This is a genomic window from Polaribacter porphyrae (assembly GCF_002954685.1).
GTDB lineage: Bacteria > Bacteroidota > Bacteroidia > Flavobacteriales > Flavobacteriaceae > Polaribacter > Polaribacter porphyrae.
Map to the genome: position 1 here is coordinate 3,127,077 of NZ_MSCN01000001.1, position 17,764 is coordinate 3,144,840.

A 17,764-nucleotide genomic window follows, 5' to 3' on the forward strand; every position below is an offset into this window, starting at 1 on the left:
TTTTAATTTACAAAGTCAAAAAATAGATGTTTTAGGTTTCTATTTGTATGATTGGATTGAAATATTTTTAGTTTACTTACAGATAAATTATCATAAAAAATAATTTCAGATTTATTCTTTTGAAATTCTATTTTACCATTAAGTCTAGAAATTACTTCTTCAACTGAACCATTTACGATATAAGCTAACATACAGCCTTTCTTATTTTTAAAATGACCTGTTAAAAATCTGTCAATCCCTTTTGTTATATATTCTTTTTTTTGTGAAGAAGCGTTTACAATACTTCCAGACGTTTTTTTCCATTGAGAAGCTGATATATTTTTTGCTTCAACATTGTAATCTAACCTTTGATTAAGCCAAATATTATGAAATCGAATATCTATTGGGTTTGCTTTATTAGGAGGCTTTAAGCCATTATCAATTTCATAATCTTCAAGTTCTTCTTCTTTTGTAATTGTAAACTCATATTCTTTGGCAAGTTTACATTTTTTCATAATACTCACTAAATGCGAAGAAAAAGTCTTTTCTTCCCAGTCTATAGAATATATTTTATTTGATAAACACGTGTGATATGATTTTATTAAAACTTCAAAACATTTAATTTCAAAACTTAAATTTATTTTATTGATTAAATGAAGGCTTTTACTCATTTCCTTTCATAATTTCAATTAGTAGCGTCTTACTTTCTATCATAGCAGCAGTCTCGCTCCAAAAACGTCTTTGATTAGGCTTTATGATGTATACATCATCAACATCATAATAATTTAAATTTTTTCTAAAATATAAATTTTGAGCTTCTTCCTCCCATAGTTTTTTGTCTAAACTTTTAAGAATTTTAGAAACATCGTCAGTAGAGGTAATTGTTCTCTTTTGCTTATTACCAAACGATATTTTTACTAAATACAAAGGGCAATTTCTATCAATTTTATAATGAGTTGCAGATACTTTTAGATTGACATCATCTAACCAATTGTTTAAATAATTAGTTATTCGATTTGTAAAATGGTTTACTTCTAATACAGGTTTTACTGCGTCAGATTTTTTTTGATTTTCAAACAAATCTAAACTGTAATTTATTGTATCATTAATTACTATTTGTTCGTCTTTAGATAATTTTAAAATATCATTATAAATAATTTGGTCAATTTCTTTTTCTAAATGAGTAATATCTTGATTTACTTCATTTGAATTTTTTATAGAAATGATTTTGTTAACTTTTAATGAAATCTTATTCGAAACAAGGTTGTCTATTAAATATGGTACAGAAAGTAATTCTTTAAATGAAGCTCTCTCTCTTTCTATTCCCCAAGAAGATGCAATTAAAAATAAATAGTATTTCGTTATTTTAGAGTTAATTAAAGCTGTTAATGATTTTTTTAAATTTATGTCTGAATTACCATTAATAACATATGCAGAACTCAAGCAAAAAGCTTTTTCTTGAAAATAGGAAGCACAGATTTCTTTATTTTCTTGCGCCTGTTTAATTATTATAAATGGAGGTTTAAAATACTTTTCATCAATACTTCTAAATTTTTTTGAGTTTTTAAAAATCGCTTTTTTAGAAAAAAACCTTGATATTTTTTGAGTTAGAATAATTTTTTTAGGAGTAAAGTTTAAGTTTTTAGAATCTGCATTTAAACCAGTTGCTTTAATCCATTCATTTTTATTTGATTTAAAATATTCTTCCAAAGAACTGTACTTTGAATTAATTTTTTCCATTAATTCAAAATCAGAATAACTACCCCACATTGCAATTTTCCAAATTTTAGAATCTTTCTTTTCACATTCTATTCTTGGTAAATATTTTTCGTCTGTAGCATCAATGACTATTCCTTCTAAAACAGAATTCTTGATGTAGGTTTTAGGAGCATAATAAATAATTGAATCTTTTGGTTTTATAGGTTTTTCGTTTTGATAAAAAATAATAGATACTGGTGTTGTAGCAGAACCAAATAATTGACCTCCAAATTCTTTGGGGATTTTTCTTAAAATTGATAAATTATAAATCTTTTCAATATAATTTTTAGAAAAAAGCCAACTTCTAAAATTTTGATAAGTTCCACCCGTATTTGTTAAAACTTTGGTATTAAAAATTAAAGCAATTTCTCCTTTTGGAGCTAAAAAAGTTGCTTTATGTAAAAATGGTAAGACCATTTCTTTTGCAAACTTTTCTTTGTTGCAGTATTCTCTTATATTTTTTTGTTTATTTTCTATATCTTTTTCTGGAGAAATAAGCTTTCCAAAAGGAGGATTTCCCACTATTAGTTGAAAATTTTGTAATTCTTCAATTTCAAAATCAGAGATGGTGTCTCTTATAAAAAGATTATATCCTTGCGTTTTTTTATCTTTATTTTTAGGATCATTAATCAAATAAGGAAATTGTATTTTTTTATTCCACCAATCTGTTTTTGGGTCAAGATTGTCTAATAAAGATAAATACAAACTAAAAGCTGCAACTTTTATTGATTTATCATCTATTTCAATACCGAAAATATTCTTTTTAAGAATATCAACTAAAATATTAAAATCAGTAAGATTCTTAATATTATGATGTTTTTCATAACGTTTTACCAACCTTTTAAACGTTTGCACTAAAAATATCCCTGAACCACAACTTGGGTCAAGTGTTTTAATATTATAATCGGTTTCGTTATTTTGAATAGGTAATTTTTCATTTAAAATCAACTCAACTAAAGAAGGTGGTGTATAAAAAGTACCTGTGTCTTTCTTTCCTTTTTTATCTAATTTAGATAAAAAATTCTCATAAATTTCACTTAATAATTCTATTCTAATAATTTTAAAATCAAACAAACGCCAATCTTCAAAAAGGAATATTTGATTATCATCTACATAACCGTTCTTGAAACATTTTTCGATTAATTCTAAATGATTTGATTTTACCAAATCTTTTTCAGTTTCTGTAATGGTAAACAAACTTCCATTAAAATCATCTGCTAATCTTTCAAATAGATTATAAGTTGCTTTTGGGTCTTTAAGAATATCAAAATACGTTGTTGCTTTGTCAGAAAAATAATTATAGAACTCTTTATCAGTTGCTCCTTTGTCTTCTAGATACAATAAGAATAAAGAACGCATTATCAGTTTATGAATAATATCTTTATCCTTTAAACCTTCTTTTTCTAGTTTTTCTGCAACGTTAATTAGACTTTTAACCAGAAATTTATCAACTCTATGCTGCAGATTTAGCTCCTTTCTAATTTCTTCAGCCTCAATAGCTGACCATATAAAACCTGTATCAATAGCAATTCTTGAAAATAGGGTGTTTAAGGTTTCTAATTTTGATTTATCTGTTTTATTACAAGAAAAAAGTTCTAGATTTTGGAGTTCTTTTTTAAAATTAAAATTTACGTCATCTTGATTATATCCAAAAGGCTTTTTTGAACAGTTGTAAATTCTTATTTCTGTTTTGGTATAAACATACAGAAATAATACTTTTTGAAAATTCCAGCAATCTTTATGTATATCAGCAATAAGTTTTAAAGTATTTCCATCAAATGAATCTACTTCTTTTAAAAATAAAGCAGGTTGATTTTCATTACCATAAACTTCTACTATTCCGTATTTTTTATTATCAAAAATATCAATATCAAAATCCTTGCTTTTTTTTGCAAAGTCAATAATATCTAAATTATCAATAATAGAATTTATCATCTCGTATTAAGTATCTGTGATTAAAGGCTTTAAGTGCTGTTATAAAACTTTTTTAAAATTACAAAAAAAGTAGCTAAAATAACGATCTAATTTTAGACTTATTAATAAAAATATAAACAAAAAATGACCTGTCAGGTTTTTAAAACCTGACAGGTCTGAAAATATATTTTTAACTGTTTTATTTCTGGATATTCAACTTCAAACTCAATTCCTTCAATTGTTCATCATCTATAAAAGCAGGTGCATCTATCATAACATCTCTACCAGAATTGTTTTTTGGGAAGGCAATAAAATCACGAATCGTTTCTTGACCTCCTAAAATGGCAACCAATCTGTCTAAACCAAAAGCCAAACCTCCATGAGGTGGTGCACCATATTCAAAAGCGTCCATTAAGAAACCAAATTGCGCTCTGGCTTCTTCTTCAGAAAAACCTAATAATTTAAACATATTCGCTTGCATTTTCTTATCATGAATACGAATAGAACCTCCACCTATTTCATTTCCGTTTAAAACCAAATCATAAGCATTTGCCTTAAGCTTATTAAGATTATCACGATATTTTTTTCGCAACTCCTTGTCTTTAGCTCCAGTAAGTTGTCTTGCTAACTCTATAAATCCTTCTGGAGTATCTTCCTTTGGTGATGTAAATGGATGGTGCATTGCATGATAATGCCCAGTTTCTTCATCTAATTCTAATAAAGGGAAATCTATTACCCAAAGTGGAGCAAATACTTTAGGGTCTCTTAACTCTAAACGTTCTGCCATTTCCATTCGTAAAGCAGACATTTGTGCTCTTACTTTGTTGGTTTCTCCAGATAAAACACACACTAAATCTCCAGGTTTTGCACCTGTAACTTCAACCCATTTTGCTAAATCTTCTTGATTGTAAAATTTATCTACAGAACTTTTAAAAGTACCATCTTCATTAACTCTACAGTAAATCATACCTAAAGCACCAACTTGTGGTCTTTTTACCCATTTAATTAGGTTATCAATCTCTTTTCTGGTGTACTTATTTCCACCAGGAACTGCAATACCAACAACTAATTCTGCGTTATTGAATACCCCAAAATCTTTGTGTTGTGTTACTTCATTTAACTCTCCAAATTTCATTCCAAAACGGATGTCTGGTTTGTCATTTCCATACAAACGCATAGCATCATCAAACAACATTCTTGGGAATTTTTCTATCTCAATTCCATTGATTTCTTTTAATAAATGACGTGTTAATCCTTCAAAAATATTTAAGATATCTTCTTGCTCCACAAACGCCATTTCACAGTCTATTTGTGTAAATTCTGGTTGTCTATCAGCACGTAAATCTTCATCTCTAAAACATTTTACAATCTGAAAATATTTATCCATTCCACCAACCATTAAGAGTTGTTTAAAGGTTTGAGGAGATTGAGGTAAGGCATAAAACTGACCTTCATTCATTCTACTTGGCACTACAAAATCACGTGCTCCTTCTGGGGTAGATTTTATTAAATAAGGAGTTTCAATTTCGATAAATTCTTGATTAGACAAGTATTTACGAACTTCCATAGTTACTTTGTGACGAAAAATCAAACTGTCTTTAACAGGGTTTCTTCTTATATCTAAATACCTGTATTTCATTCGAATATCTTCACCTCCATCTGTATTACCTTCAATGGTGAATGGTGGTAGTTTTGCTTTATTTAAAATTTCTAATTCAGAAACTAAAACTTCAATAGCACCTGTAGCCATTTTATCATTTTTAGACTCACGCTCAATTACAGTTCCAGTAACTTGAATCACAAATTCTCTACCCAAAGATTTTGCTTTTTCCATCATTGCTTTAGGTGTGCGTTCTTCATCAAAAATTAACTGTGTAATTCCATATCTATCTCTTAAATCAACCCAAATCATGAAGCCTTTATCACGACTTTTTTGAACCCAACCTGCTAACGTTACTTCTGTATTAATGTGTGATGCTCTCAACTCACCACAAGAATGACTTCTGTACATTTTTTGTCTTTAAAAATTTGCTTTCGCAAAGCGAAAACCAATAAAATTGTCATCCTGAATTTATTTCAGGATTTAGCTGCAAAATTAATCAAATTAAAGGAATTACGAATAGTTTTGTAAGTTGATTTATTCCTATAAATTCTTTGTAAATTTGAAGCTATGAGCGTAATTAATATTCAAGAGAAATTCAATTTATTTGAAGACCAATGGTCACCAAAGAAAATAGGCGAATTAAATGGTCAACAAATTTTATTAGCAAAAATAAAAGGAGAATTTGTTTTTCATAAACATGACAATGAAGATGAACTTTTTATGGTGAAAAAGGGTGTTCTAGAAATGCATTTACGAGATGAAGTAATCACGATAAATGAGGGCGAATTTTATATTGTACCAAAAGGTGTAGAACACAAACCTGTTGCTAAAGAAGAAGTTCATATTTTACTGTTTGAACCACTTTCTACAAAACATACTGGAGATGTGGTTGCAGATATTACTGTAGAAAACTATGAGAGCATATAACTTTTATGGATTATTTAGTTGAAAAAGCTTCAATTAAAAATTTAGATGAGATATTATCTTTATTTAAAAACACCATCGAAAAAACGTGTTGTGAAGATTATAATAAATCTCAAATTTCTGCTTGGATATCATCTGTTGAAAATAGAGAAAGATGGATTCATAAAATCAAAAATCAATACTTCATTATTGTAAAAACAAAGAATTTAATTGTTGGTTTTGGTTCTTTAGAGCAAGATTATATTGATTTTTTGTACGTTCATCATAATTTTTTAAGAAAAGGAATAGCTTCCATACTTTATGAATCTTTAAAAAAGGAATCTCAAAAATTAGGGTTCATAAAACTCACTACACATTCTAGCAAAACTGCCTTTCCTTTTTTTGCTTCCAAGGGGTTTCAATTGATAAAAGAGAATACTATTACTAGAAAAGGAGTAGAAATTTCAAATTTTGAAATGAAAAAAGTTATTTCATATTAATTGGCTTTTTGATACGCTTCTTTTAACCAAGTAATTAATTCTTCATCAATTTGTGTAACCTCTGTTAATTGGACTCTATGTGTACACATAGTTCCAAAAGAACCAGAATTACCAAGTCTATCCGTAGTTGGTTTGTCTTTTAGTTTTAAACCTAAATCTATTCTTGTTTTTGTGGCTGGTTTTATCAATGTAAATTGTTTCTTTCTTACAACACTTACACTTGTTTTTTTAGGTACTATTTTAACATCATTCCCAAAACTTGAAACAACTTCAATAAGTTTATTGTACATAGGCAATAATTGCTCTTTTCCTTTGTATTGATTTGCAACTAAATCTTCATTTGTGTTATTATTTTCTTTAGAAAGTGAAACAATTGTGTTTGCAAATCCATGAGTTACATTGTATTCTTGTTTTAAAAATTTTACTGCTTCTCCGTGTTTAGCAAAAGCTTTTTCTTTTAAAATTTTTTTCCATTCTTCTAATGATTTTCCTGTTTTTTCTGGCATATTGCCAATCATAGTTTGTAAAGCTTTGTCCATAACTTAATATTTTACTGAAGTTTTTCCGGTTTCTAAATAGTTGATAAGATTACCACAAGATGTTACATTTCCTTGAATAAAGAATTTTAAAAGGGAGTTGTATTTTTTGGAATTCTTGTAGCCAATACCATAAGAAATAACCTCTGTTTTTGAGGTGTTAATTTCTTTAAAATGAATAATATTGAATAAATCTTTTTCGTCTTTTTTCATAAACTCCGGAAAGTTTTTTGTGAGTTTTGCCTGTAATGTAATTTGCTTTTTAGGAATGTAATTTACAACATAAAGAGTAATTGTGTTTTTATCTCCAATTTCCCCTTTTTTGTTATAATTGGTTCTAATTCTTCCATTTATTTTAAAATCTACCTCTGCAATTGATGTAGCCCAACTTTCCCAACCTTTTTTAGTTGTGTAAGCATTCCATACAGAATCTATGGGAACATTTACTGTAAAACTTTGTTTTAAAACGATGTTGTTTGCAATGGTAGTATCTATTTCCGAAAGTATTCTATCTTCCAGTTTTTGCCCCATTAAAATTATTGGTAAGCAAAAAAGTGAAAAGAATACCAATAGATTTCTCATATTTTTGGAGTTATATGACAAAAAAACAAACTTCTTATAAATATCAATAGTAAAAAATTAACCTTTTTTATCTAGAGGGAAAAAATTAGGTTCTCCTTTATGAAAATTTGAGGAGATAAATTCTTGAGGATTAAAACCAGAAAATTCTTTAAATTCTTTGATAAAATGAGATTGATCTGAATACCCAAATTCATAGGCAATTTGAGACCACTCTATTTTTTCTTTATTTCTTATTTTTAATAAAACTTCATTAAACCTGAAAATTCTATGTAGTGTTTTAGGAGTTAATCCACAGAATTTTTTAAACTGATGTATTAAGTGTTTTTGAGTTTTTGAATAGCTTTTAACGATAGAATTATGTTCTAAAAAAGGTTTTACTTTTAATGTATTTATTATTTCAATTAACTCTTTTTGTGGTTGTTTTTTTATTTTAAAAGTCTTGTTTAGAAAGCTTTCTGCAATTTCAAATTTTTCCTTTGTAGTTTTTTTATTTTTAATGATTTCTCTTAATTGTAAAATTGAGTCTCCAAAAATTGTTTCAGCAGCAACTACTTTATCATTCAAGTTATTTATTGGAATATTTAAAAAAGGATAAGCTCCAAAAGGTTTAAACTGAATGACAAACATTTCTGAATTTTGATGCGCAGAAATAGACAAATAGTTTTTGTGAATTCCAGAAATCCACACTTTATTATAAACACCATTTGGTTTTAAAGTTTCATTATCAAAAGTATTTCTTGTAAATCCATCTAACTCAAAAATGATGAATAAATTTCCTGTAGGAACTACTCTTTCAATAGAATGTTCTGGTTGAAATCCTTTAAAATAAAAGACACTTTCTATAAAAGTGCTCAAGGTGTTTTTTAATGTATGTGTTTCAAAAATCATAATGCTAAAGACTAATGTAGCTAAATTTAAATTAATAATTACATTTGTGGTATGAGTAAACTTTATTTAGTTCCTACCCCAATTGGTAATTTAGAAGATATGACTTTTAGAGCGATTAAAGTTTTAAAAGAAGTTGATTTTATTCTAGCAGAAGACACAAGAACAAGTGGAAAATTATTAAAGCACTTTGAGATTTCTACACAAATGCATAGTCATCATATGCACAATGAGCATAAATCGATTGAAAGGATTTTAAACAGAATAAAAAGCGGAGAAACGTGTGCTGTAATTTCTGATGCTGGTACACCAGCCATTTCTGACCCAGGTTTTTTATTGACAAGAGCTTGCGTTGAAAATGATATTGATGTAGAATGTTTACCTGGAGCAACTGCATTTGTACCAGCTTTGGTAAATTCTGGTTTACCTAATGACAAGTTTGTTTTTGAAGGATTTTTGCCCGTAAAAAAAGGGCGTCAAACTCGATTAAAATTGTTGACTGAAGAAAAAAGAACCATTATTTTTTATGAATCTCCTCATAAATTACTAAAAACATTGGGCAATTTTGTAGAATATTTTGGTGCAGATAGAAAGGTTTCTGTTTCTAGAGAATTAACAAAAATGTTCGAAGAAACAAAAAGAGGAACTGCTACTGAAGTTTTAGAATATTATACTAATAAACCTGCAAAAGGAGAGATTGTTATTGTTGTTGAGGGGAAAAAATGATACTAAATACTTAATATTAGAAATCCTAAACAGATTAAAATAATTTCTTTTAAATATTTAGTTTTTTCTTTTGTTTTCGATCTTGAAAAATAAGACTTAATACACATATTAGAACTATAATTGAAACTGCTATTTCTTTAAAACGATTATCTATAAATTCCATAATTCATGATTTTTATTTTGCTAAACTATTCCCCTAAATTTTACTTTTTAGGACATGAGAATAGATTTAGTATAATTTCAATTTTAAAGTGAACAAATTTTTAAATTTAAAATAGAGCAGTTTTAAAAAAAAAGGTAAATAAAATTCAAAATAAATTTTATTTAGCTGGTTTAAAATAAAGATAAATTTAAATGTCTTATCCAAATGTGTTTCTAAATCTACATTTTTTTAGTTTTAATAATGATGACTCCATTTGGTGCATTATACTCTTTTATAGCTTTCTTTCCTTTAACAATCTTAACACTTTCAATCTCATAGGTTTTAAGCTCTTTAAAGGTTTTTTCATCAGAAACTTTACCATCGATAAGAACCATAGGTGATTTCTTACCAGAGAAAACTTTAGTTTCTTTAGAGACTTTTTGATACATATTTTCACTCTGTTTCATCTCTTTCGTTTTTATAAATACAACTCCATTTGGAGCATTATATTTTTTTAAAGCTTCTTGCTTTTTCATAACCATAATAGATGCAATTTTACTTTGATCTATTAATTCCATTGGAAAATCAAACAATTTTCCATTTACATAAATAATCGGATTTGCTCCTTCTTGTAACTTTACCAAAAGATTTTCTTTATCTTCTATTTTAGTTTCTTTTTTTTGAGCTTGTGTTATTGAAATTGTAAACAAAGCCATTATTATTACGAATACTAGTTTTCTCATTTTTATGTTATTTATTTTTTATTGAATTTTAGAATACACAATTACCAATTCATTTTCTAAAATAATTTTATAATTTTCTTCTTGTTTTTCATTCTCAAACATTGCTTTTGCTTCGTTTAATAAAGCTTCTTTTTCTGCAATTGTCATTTCAGTTTCTTTATTACTATACATGTAAAGTGTAATAATCAGCACAATAGAAGCTGCTACAGAAAGCCAACCATAATTGAATTTATTAGACTTTTTTGTTTTTCCTTCAAAAGAATCCCATAATTTCTCATTGAAATTTTCTGGAACTTCTTTTTTACTATTTTTTACAAATGATGATACTTTTTTAATACTATTGTCAGGAATATCAGTAGTTTCAAATAAAGTCTTTTCTTGCTCTAAAGAAGTTGTTCCAGATTTATATTTTTGAATAAGATTTTTAATATGTTCCTCTTTCATAACTATATTTTTTTTCTAGTGCAATACCTATATATTTCCTTGCTCTCGATAATAAAACACGAGCATGTTCTTTTTTTATTTCTAAAGCAGTAGCTATTTCTGTAAATTCATAACCATCAATATCTCTCATCATAAAAACTTCTTGTTGCTGATTTGGAATTTCTTTCAAAATTTCTAATACAATTTTTTGTAACTCTTGCCATTCAAAATCCACATGAGAATCAGAAGATTTTACGGTTTTAAAATATATTGTTGCATCCTCTACAATCATTGGTTTTTTTCTGATAACATCTATACAATGATTTCTAGCAGTTAAAAAAACCAGCCCTTTTATATTAGGATGTTTCGCAACTTTATTTCGCTTTTCCCATAGTTTTAACATGATTTCCTGTATGGCATCTTCAGCATTGATATCACTACCAAGCATTCTTGCAACCATTGGATAAATACGTTCTGATAATGAAAATACTTTAAGCTTAAAGTCTTGTTTGTTCATTCTTATTTCTATAACGTAAAAAAGTAATCATTCATAACAAAGAATTTTGTTTTTCTTTAGAGTAAGATAAGATAAATGACTTTATTTGATGTAAATTTTTAATAATAATGACAATTCAAGATTTTAAAAATAGATTAGAAGCAAACCCATTAAAAATTACATTTTCTGAAACAATGCAAGTAATTGAAGCCAATTATCACTTTATACCAACTTCTTTTGCAAATGGAGATATTAAAAATGAAGTAGGAGAGAATTCAGGTTCTTGTAAATTATTTGCATTTGCAATGCATCAAAAACTAACAAAAGAGGAAGCTCTTTTTTGTTTTGGAGAACATTATCAATCTGTATTGAATGATGCAAATGGAACTTCTCACCAAAATATCAGAAATTTTATGAAAACTGGTTTTGAAGGTTTAGATTATCAAGGTGAAGTATTAACTTTAATAACGTAAATGCAAAACCTTTTATCCCAAATAAAAAAATGCACACTTTGTGAACCTCATTTAGATTTGGGAGCAAATCCTGTGGTTACTGGTCATAAAAATGCTAAAATTGGAATTATCGGGCAAGCTCCAGGAACTAAAGTTCATAAATCTGGAATTCCTTGGCATGATGCTAGTGGAAAACAATTAAGAAAATGGCTAAATGTCTATGATGATGATTTTTACGATGTAGAAAAATTTGCAATTGTACCTATGGGTTTTTGTTATCCTGGAAAAGGAAAAAGTGGAGATAAACCACCAAGAAAAGAATGCGCTCCAAAATGGCATCAACAATTATTTGATAAAATGCCAAATTTAGAACTCATTATTTTAATAGGAATGTATGCACAAAATTATTATTTAAAAGATAAAGCTAAAAGAACTCTCACTGAAACTGTAGATAATTATCCTGAATATTTACCAAAATACTTTACACTTCCACATCCATCACCAAGAAATCGATTTTGGTTGACAAAAAACCCTTGGTTTGAGCAAAATGTTATTCCAGAATTACAGAAAACGATAGCCTCAATTCTTAATTTTTGATATTGTTATTCCTTTATTCATTTCTTTAGCAGTTGAATCTTCTAAAGCCAAATCTATTGCTGATTGTATTAATTTTTCTACTTCTTTATTTTTAAAATCTACTTCAGTCTTTATAGATATATGCCTCATCCATTTTCCTGTGCCTTGTAATAATTTATTAGAATCATTAAGAATAGTTCCTTTATTAAAAGCAAGGTTAAGATGATTTGTATAAATAGGAATCATACAAAAACCATCACTCATTTTTTTAGAAACAGAATATAAAGATGTTAAAGCGTGTGTGTGATACAATAACTCGTTACTTTTTGGATGAATTTCTAAAATAAAGTCTCGTAAACCTAAATATAAATTTATAAGTGCGTCTTCTTTGTGCTTTAAGTGCTTTAAAAAATCTGGATGAATAACTCTATTACTCAAAATTTATTTTGATAATTAATATTTAGAACCATCGTGTTTACCAACTTCAAAGCCATGTTTCCCTAAATATTGATTTCCAGAATCTATGGCATCCTCTTCTAAAGTTGTTCCCATAGAATCATTCCATCTATTTAAATAGCCAAAGAGAGAAATAACACCTAACATTTCTACAATTTCGCCTTCATTCCAATATTTATACAATTCTTTTTTAATATCAGCATTTACAGCATTTGGCACCATAGAAGCTGCTAAAGAAAAGTCTAAAGCGGCTCTTTCTGCATTAGAAAAAGCAGGGTGTGTTTTATACTCCCAAATATTATCTAATTGTTCTTGTTCTGCTCCATAACGTTCTGCAGCTCTTATTGCATGAGCTTGGCAATATCTACAACCAGTTGCGTTGCTAGAAACCCAAGCAATCATTCTTTTTAATGCTGATGTTACTCGCCCTTGATTATCCATAACAGCTTTATTTAAATTGATGAAAGCTTTAGAAATTAAAGGTCTGTGTTGCATTGTTAAAATAGAATTTGGGCAAAAACCCAAAGTTTCATTAAAAAACTCTGCTAGTTTTTTTGTTTCTAAATCGTGTTCTGGTAATAAAGGTGTTACTAATGCCATATTGTTATCGTATTAAACTAATGTTTCCAATTTTTTCTATAGAATATCCATTAATATCAGTTAAAACAACTCTAAACCAATACGTGTTTTCTGGTAGTTTTTTACTTCCATAATTACCATCCCAACCTTGGTCATTTTGTTCTATAGTATACATTAGATTTCCATATCTGTTGTAAATATAAATATTTGATTTTGTATAAAATGCTTTATCATAACCATCTATCATCCATAAATCATTTTCATTATCTCCATTTGGTGTAAAGAACCTTGGATATGCTAAAATAGAAAATTGATATTCTTGAGTACCACAGCCGTTTTTATCTCTAATATACAAGGTGTGTATTCCTGTTGATAAATTTTGAAAGAAACCTGATGAATTGTAAATTCCATTAATATTATCAATAGCAAAATCGTAATTTCCACTACCTAAATTTAAATTGACTACCTGAATTGAATTATTTTTAGAATCATCAGTAATAATAATATCATCTTTAGTAAGATTTGATTTTTCTGACTCTGTAACTACAATTGTTTGTTCTAAAGAAGTACATCCTGCATCTGAAACAGCACTTACTGTGTAGGTTCCTGAAGAGTTTACATTTATGGTTGATGTTTGTTCAGAAAGTGAAGCTCCTTCTTTTTTCCAAACATATCTATAGTTACCTTGAGCATTTATGGTTTCTAAATCTACAGAACCAACATCTTTACATAGCACATAGTTAGTTTGGGCTATCTCAAAACTTGGTATAGTATTATCTACAACAGCAGTAACTTCTGTTCTATTTGCAGAAATACAATTGCTATTATTAGCTTCAATAAAATAACTTGTTGTAGCTGTTAAATTAGGTGTTTTGTAATTATCACCCACAAAAATAGGTGTTGTACTAGTTTCTGTTTCATACCAATATACATTTCCTTCTGATGCTTCAGCACTTAAAATAGCAGCACCAGAACAAATTATATCATTAGTGACAGAAGTAATAGTTGGCTTTTGATTTAAGGTAATTGTAACAGGAATTCGTGGTAGTGTAGTACAACCATTCACAACTATTGAGGCATAATACTGGGTGGTAGAGGTAATATTATTTATAGTTAAATCGTTACCTCTTGCTAATTCTGGTTGAGTGCCTATATTAGGGTTATCATACCAGAAAATTTCGCCTTCATTTGAAGTTGCAGAAATTGTTGCAGTACCAGATTCGCAAATTGTAGCGTTGGTAGTTGAGGTAATTTGAGGAATATAAATGCTTGTACTTGCCACAATTTGAAGTGATGGATCTCCAGGAGCACCATATTCTACTAAATAGCCTTTTGGAATAAAAAGGCCTGTGCCACCTTCATTAGGTAAATCATTCCAAGAACCAAAAATACCTACATCAGGATCTGTAATATGTGCATAATCTTCATCATTAAAATTATTAGGCTCACCTCTATTCCAAAAGGCAAAGTTTGGTGTAGTTCCACTAATTTGTCCTCTCCAAAAAATAGTGCCTGCTTCTGGTCCTGTAACCCATTTCCATTCGCCTTCAGTTTCTTGATCAGATCCACCAATCCAACCTGCACCAGAAGCTTGTTTCCCAACAAAATCTGCTTCTTCTTGACTGGTTAGTGTTGCCAAGTAACCTTTTCTTCCAAAATAAGTTCTAGTTTCGGCTTCTACTCTTGCTTGTGTCCAAAGTATATTTGGTCTTTCAACAAACTCATAAAAATGACCTGTTAACGGTAAATAATTTGCTTCATCAATACTTAAAGAAAATGTTTTTTCTGCTGAAACATTTATAGTAGATGTTGTAAAGATGATATTTTTTACTGCATCTTCTAAATTAGTTAATAGAATACCTTGATTATTTACAGAAAATAAAGTAAGTTTTCCATCATTTTGATTCCAGTTGGTAACAATATTTGGATAGCTACCCTCTAATCGTAATAAATCGAAACCTATTTGATAACCAGTAGATATTTGTATAAAAAAAAACTCAACAGTTGCACTGTTTGGGTCTGAAATTGTAAAATCTGTAACTATGTTTATTGGACTTCCAGGGCAAAAAATTTGTCTTCCTTGGGCAGTAATTGAAGGTGCGTTATTTGTTTGTGCATAGAAGGTAATACAGCAAAATAAAAAAACAATGCTGCTTAAAAGATTAGAAAAATGAATAGATTTAAACATTATACGAATTAACTTCTATCTGTTTTATTACATTTGTATTCAAGCACAATTTAAGGCTTAATTTTTTTAATAAAAGATAAATTATGGTTAAAAATATAGTAACTACAACATGGACTCAAAAATCGCAATTTGAAAGCGATAACCCAAGTGGATATAAATTAACAATGTTTGATAAATCTAAAGATAATGGAGCCATTGTAGGTTTTGCACCAAAAGCTCTAATGCTATCATCTTTGGCAGGTTGTTCTGGTTTAGATGTAGTTTCTTTGTTAGAAAAAATGAGAGCTGAAGTTGCTGATTTTTATATTGAAATTACAGGAGAGTTAACAGACGAACATCCTAAATATTATAATAAAGTAAAAGTAGATTATCATTTTACAGATGCAGAATTACAGCCAGAAAAGATTCAGAAAGCAGTAAATCTATCTGTTACAAAATATTGTGGAGTTATGGAAATGTTTCGTCAATTTGCAGAGGTTGAAACAGAAATTCACTTGCATCATCTAGAAGTATAATTAGAAATAAGTAAAAAGGTGTTGAAGCAATTTCAGCATAAAACTATGAGATGGACTTTAAAAAAAGAACCAGAAAAAGAGAAAGTAAAACAGCTGGCTAGAGATTTACAAGTTGATAAAATCATTGCTAAAATTCTTTGTCAAAGAAATATCGATTCTTTTAAGAAAGCTAAAAAATTCTTTCGCCCAAGTTTAAAAGATATTCATAATCCTTTTTTACTAAAAGATATGGATATTGCTGTGCAAAGAATTGAAACAGCTATTGCTAACAATGAAAACATATTAATTTATGGTGATTATGATGTAGATGGAACAACTGCAGTTTCTTTAGTAGCATCATATTTAAAAACCATAACATTAAATATAGCCACTTATATTCCTGATAGATATGAAGAAGGCTATGGCATTTCTTATGCAGGAATAGATTTTGCTGAAGACAATAATTTCTCTCTTATTATAGCACTAGATTGTGGTATTAAAGCAATCGAAAAAGTAGCTTATGCAAAAGAAAAAAATATTGATTTTATTATTTGCGATCATCACAAACCAGATAATAGCATTCCAGATGCAGTTGCAGTATTAAACCCAAAAAGAAAAGATTGTAATTATCCTTTTGATGAACTTTGTGGGTGTGGAGTTGGGTTTAAATTGATTCAGGCTTTGGGAGTTTCTAGAAATCAAACTATAGAAGATTTTCTACCTTATTTAGATTTGGTAGCTACTGCAATTGCTGCTGATATTGTACCAATGGTTGATGAAAATCGAGTTTTGGCTTATTATGGTCTGCAAGTCATTAACCAAAAACCAAGAAATGGTATTAAGGCTTTAATTTATCAAATTAAGAAAAAAGAACTTACAATTACAGATGTAGTTTTTATTATAGCTCCAAGAATAAATGCTGCAGGAAGATTAAAACACGGAAGTTATGCTGTGGAATTGTTAACAGAAATGGATTTTGAAACTGCAACTAAATTTGCAGCTGAAATTGAAATTTTTAACGCAGATAGAAAAGATTTAGATAAGAAAATTACTAACGAAGCACTCATTCAAATTATTGATAATGAGGAAGAAAACAGGTTTACATCTGTTGTTTATCAAGAAAATTGGCATAAAGGAGTTATTGGTATTGTAGCTTCTAGGTTAATAGAAAAATACTACAGACCTACTTTAGTTTTTACCAAAAGTGGCGATAAATTAGCAGCTTCTGCACGTTCTGTAAAGGGTTTTGATGTGTATAATGCTTTAGAAAAATGTAGCGAATTTATAGAACAATTTGGTGGGCATAAATACGCAGCTGGCTTAACCCTACTGCCAGAAAATTATCAAAATTTTAAAAATAAGTTTGAAGAAGTTGTAGAGAAAACCATTGATAAAAAACTACTCACTCCAGAAATTTCTATTGATGCAGAGATAGATTTATCAGAAATAACACCAAAATTTTTTAGAATTATTCAGCAAATGTCACCTTTTGGACCACAGAATATGAAACCTGTTTTTAAAACGAGTTGTGTTAGAGATAATGGTTTTGGGAAAAAAGTAGGGAAGGAGCAAACCCATTTAAAACTAAATGTTTTTCAAGGAGATAATAAAAAAACCTATAATGCCATAGGTTTTAATTTAGGTGATAAAATAGCTTTTGTTCAAGATGATTTTGATATTGCATATGTTTTAGATGAAAATGAATGGAATGGTTATAAGTCTGTACAATTATTGTTGAAAGACTTGAAGTAGATAAATTTCTAAATAAATTTTATAACGGATGTCATTCCGAACGAAGAATGAGGAGGAATCTCATTTTATATAATATT

Annotated in this window: 19 protein-coding genes; 7 read left to right on the plus strand and 12 right to left on the minus strand. The window is 28.5% G+C overall.

All coding sequences use genetic code 11. From position 1 onward, the window contains the following. Positions 1–2: 2 nt before the first annotated feature. The 3 genes from BTO18_RS14115 to aspS all read right to left on the minus strand — a co-directional run bounded on the left by BTO18_RS14115 (position 3) and on the right by aspS (position 5,662). Positions 3–650: a hypothetical protein gene (locus BTO18_RS14115; RefSeq protein WP_105016842.1), complete on the minus strand. Its 648-nt coding sequence runs from the start codon at positions 648–650 to the stop codon at positions 3–5. Next, entirely contained in the window at positions 643–3,672 is a 3,030-nt protein-coding gene (locus tag BTO18_RS14120; RefSeq protein WP_105016843.1) for an HsdM family class I SAM-dependent methyltransferase, read from the minus strand. The genes BTO18_RS14115 and BTO18_RS14120 overlap by 8 nt, the downstream gene beginning before the upstream one ends. A gap of 178 nt (positions 3,673–3,850) precedes the next feature. Then, a complete protein-coding gene (gene aspS / locus BTO18_RS14125) occupies positions 3,851–5,662 on the minus strand; it encodes an aspartate--tRNA ligase (protein WP_105016844.1) in 1,812 nt (603 codons plus the stop codon). Between the two features lie 159 nt (positions 5,663–5,821). On the opposite strand from aspS, the gene BTO18_RS14130 reads away from it, so the two are divergent. After that, positions 5,822–6,181, plus strand: coding sequence for a cupin domain-containing protein (locus BTO18_RS14130; protein WP_105016845.1), 360 nt, complete (start codon positions 5,822–5,824; stop codon positions 6,179–6,181). A 5-nt stretch (positions 6,182–6,186) separates the two neighbouring features. Further along, entirely contained in the window at positions 6,187–6,657 is a 471-nt protein-coding gene (locus BTO18_RS14135) for a GNAT family N-acetyltransferase (RefSeq protein ID WP_105016846.1), read from the plus strand. On the opposite strand, the gene BTO18_RS14140 is transcribed toward BTO18_RS14135, so the two are convergent. Genes BTO18_RS14140 through BTO18_RS14150 form a run of 3 tightly spaced genes read right to left on the minus strand, consistent with a single transcriptional unit; the run spans position 6,654 to position 8,663 of the window. Further along, positions 6,654–7,196 (minus strand): DUF4287 domain-containing protein, encoded by a 543-nt coding sequence (locus BTO18_RS14140; protein ID WP_105016847.1) that lies wholly within the window; start codon positions 7,194–7,196, stop codon positions 6,654–6,656. The genes BTO18_RS14135 and BTO18_RS14140 overlap by 4 nt on opposite strands. Positions 7,197–7,199: 3 nt before the next feature. Then, positions 7,200–7,775, minus strand: a complete 576-nt coding sequence (locus tag BTO18_RS14145) for an SRPBCC domain-containing protein (protein WP_105016848.1) — start codon at positions 7,773–7,775, stop codon at positions 7,200–7,202. Between the two features lie 57 nt (positions 7,776–7,832). After that, positions 7,833–8,663 carry a helix-turn-helix domain-containing protein gene (locus BTO18_RS14150; RefSeq protein WP_105016849.1) on the minus strand — a complete coding sequence of 277 codons (831 nt, stop codon included), beginning with the start codon at positions 8,661–8,663 and terminating at the stop codon, positions 7,833–7,835. Between the two features lie 51 nt (positions 8,664–8,714). Here BTO18_RS14150 and rsmI point away from each other — a divergent pair, with 51 nt between their 5' ends. Continuing rightward, on the plus strand, positions 8,715–9,386 hold the full coding sequence (gene rsmI, locus BTO18_RS14155; RefSeq protein WP_105016850.1) for a 16S rRNA (cytidine(1402)-2'-O)-methyltransferase: 672 nt from the start codon (positions 8,715–8,717) through the stop codon (positions 9,384–9,386). Between the two features lie 381 nt (positions 9,387–9,767). Here rsmI and BTO18_RS14160 read toward each other — a convergent pair whose 3' ends face one another. The 3 genes from BTO18_RS14160 to BTO18_RS14170 are packed head-to-tail and all read right to left on the minus strand — an operon-like array spanning position 9,768 to position 11,211. After that, a complete protein-coding gene (locus BTO18_RS14160) occupies positions 9,768–10,271 on the minus strand; it encodes a hypothetical protein (RefSeq protein WP_146106944.1) in 504 nt (167 codons plus the stop codon). An 18-nt stretch (positions 10,272–10,289) separates the two neighbouring features. Continuing rightward, on the minus strand, positions 10,290–10,715 hold the full coding sequence (locus BTO18_RS14165; protein WP_105016852.1) for a hypothetical protein: 426 nt from the start codon (positions 10,713–10,715) through the stop codon (positions 10,290–10,292). Next, positions 10,696–11,211: a GFO_1088 family ECF-type sigma factor gene (locus BTO18_RS14170; RefSeq protein ID WP_105016853.1), complete on the minus strand. Its 516-nt coding sequence runs from the start codon at positions 11,209–11,211 to the stop codon at positions 10,696–10,698. Before BTO18_RS14170 ends, BTO18_RS14165 begins: the two co-directional genes overlap by 20 nt. Before the next feature lie 107 nt (positions 11,212–11,318). Between BTO18_RS14170 and BTO18_RS14175 the strand changes: the two genes are divergently transcribed. Together BTO18_RS14175 and BTO18_RS14180 are read left to right on the plus strand one after the other, a co-directional pair. Continuing rightward, positions 11,319–11,663, plus strand: coding sequence for a HopJ type III effector protein (locus BTO18_RS14175; protein WP_105016854.1), 345 nt, complete (start codon positions 11,319–11,321; stop codon positions 11,661–11,663). Next, entirely contained in the window at positions 11,664–12,239 is a 576-nt protein-coding gene (locus BTO18_RS14180) for a uracil-DNA glycosylase family protein (protein WP_105016855.1), read from the plus strand. Here the strand turns inward: BTO18_RS14180 and BTO18_RS14185 are convergent. The 3 genes from BTO18_RS14185 to BTO18_RS14195 are packed head-to-tail and all read right to left on the minus strand — an operon-like array spanning position 12,222 to position 15,441. Further along, positions 12,222–12,656: a DUF1801 domain-containing protein gene (locus BTO18_RS14185; RefSeq protein WP_226789050.1), complete on the minus strand. Its 435-nt coding sequence runs from the start codon at positions 12,654–12,656 to the stop codon at positions 12,222–12,224. The two genes, BTO18_RS14180 and BTO18_RS14185, sit on opposite strands and share 18 nt — an antisense overlap. A 15-nt stretch (positions 12,657–12,671) precedes the next feature. Further along, the gene (locus BTO18_RS14190; RefSeq protein ID WP_105016857.1) at positions 12,672–13,274 is read right to left on the minus strand and encodes a carboxymuconolactone decarboxylase family protein; all 603 of its coding nucleotides are present in this window, start codon (positions 13,272–13,274) and stop codon (positions 12,672–12,674) included. A 4-nt stretch (positions 13,275–13,278) separates the two neighbouring features. Then, positions 13,279–15,441, minus strand: coding sequence for an Ig-like domain-containing protein (locus BTO18_RS14195; protein ID WP_105016858.1), 2,163 nt, complete (start codon positions 15,439–15,441; stop codon positions 13,279–13,281). Positions 15,442–15,524: 83 nt separating this feature from the next. On the opposite strand from BTO18_RS14195, the gene BTO18_RS14200 reads away from it, so the two are divergent. Together BTO18_RS14200 and recJ are read left to right on the plus strand one after the other, a co-directional pair. Further along, positions 15,525–15,956: an OsmC family protein gene (locus tag BTO18_RS14200; protein ID WP_105016859.1), complete on the plus strand. Its 432-nt coding sequence runs from the start codon at positions 15,525–15,527 to the stop codon at positions 15,954–15,956. A gap of 45 nt (positions 15,957–16,001) precedes the next feature. Then, a complete protein-coding gene (recJ, locus tag BTO18_RS14205; protein WP_105016860.1) occupies positions 16,002–17,687 on the plus strand; it encodes a single-stranded-DNA-specific exonuclease RecJ in 1,686 nt (561 codons plus the stop codon). The last annotated feature ends 77 nt before the right edge of the window (positions 17,688–17,764 follow it).

What these genes read in the sequence shown, in the direction of transcription:
- BTO18_RS14160 (WP_146106944.1), bottom strand. Translation starts at nt 10,271, where the DNA reads ATGAGAAAACTAGTATTCGTAATAATAATGGCTTTGTTTACAATTTCA.
- BTO18_RS14165 (WP_105016852.1), bottom strand. Translation starts at nt 10,715, where the DNA reads ATGAAAGAGGAACATATTAAAAATCTTATTCAAAAATATAAATCTGGA.
- BTO18_RS14175 (WP_105016854.1), top strand. Translation starts at nt 11,319, where the DNA reads ATGACAATTCAAGATTTTAAAAATAGATTAGAAGCAAACCCATTAAAA.
- BTO18_RS14130 (WP_105016845.1), top strand. Translation starts at nt 5,822, where the DNA reads ATGAGCGTAATTAATATTCAAGAGAAATTCAATTTATTTGAAGACCAA.
- aspS (WP_105016844.1), bottom strand. Translation starts at nt 5,662, where the DNA reads ATGTACAGAAGTCATTCTTGTGGTGAGTTGAGAGCATCACACATTAAT.
- BTO18_RS14190 (WP_105016857.1), bottom strand. Translation starts at nt 13,274, where the DNA reads ATGGCATTAGTAACACCTTTATTACCAGAACACGATTTAGAAACAAAA.
- BTO18_RS14195 (WP_105016858.1), bottom strand. Translation starts at nt 15,441, where the DNA reads ATGTTTAAATCTATTCATTTTTCTAATCTTTTAAGCAGCATTGTTTTT.
- BTO18_RS14115 (WP_105016842.1), bottom strand. Translation starts at nt 650, where the DNA reads ATGAGTAAAAGCCTTCATTTAATCAATAAAATAAATTTAAGTTTTGAA.
- BTO18_RS14135 (WP_105016846.1), top strand. Translation starts at nt 6,187, where the DNA reads ATGGATTATTTAGTTGAAAAAGCTTCAATTAAAAATTTAGATGAGATA.
- rsmI (WP_105016850.1), top strand. Translation starts at nt 8,715, where the DNA reads ATGAGTAAACTTTATTTAGTTCCTACCCCAATTGGTAATTTAGAAGAT.
- BTO18_RS14120 (WP_105016843.1), bottom strand. Translation starts at nt 3,672, where the DNA reads ATGATAAATTCTATTATTGATAATTTAGATATTATTGACTTTGCAAAA.
- recJ (WP_105016860.1), top strand. Translation starts at nt 16,002, where the DNA reads ATGAGATGGACTTTAAAAAAAGAACCAGAAAAAGAGAAAGTAAAACAG.
- BTO18_RS14150 (WP_105016849.1), bottom strand. Translation starts at nt 8,663, where the DNA reads ATGATTTTTGAAACACATACATTAAAAAACACCTTGAGCACTTTTATA.
- BTO18_RS14200 (WP_105016859.1), top strand. Translation starts at nt 15,525, where the DNA reads ATGGTTAAAAATATAGTAACTACAACATGGACTCAAAAATCGCAATTT.
- BTO18_RS14145 (WP_105016848.1), bottom strand. Translation starts at nt 7,775, where the DNA reads ATGAGAAATCTATTGGTATTCTTTTCACTTTTTTGCTTACCAATAATT.
- BTO18_RS14140 (WP_105016847.1), bottom strand. Translation starts at nt 7,196, where the DNA reads ATGGACAAAGCTTTACAAACTATGATTGGCAATATGCCAGAAAAAACA.
- BTO18_RS14170 (WP_105016853.1), bottom strand. Translation starts at nt 11,211, where the DNA reads ATGAACAAACAAGACTTTAAGCTTAAAGTATTTTCATTATCAGAACGT.
- BTO18_RS14180 (WP_105016855.1), top strand. Translation starts at nt 11,664, where the DNA reads ATGCAAAACCTTTTATCCCAAATAAAAAAATGCACACTTTGTGAACCT.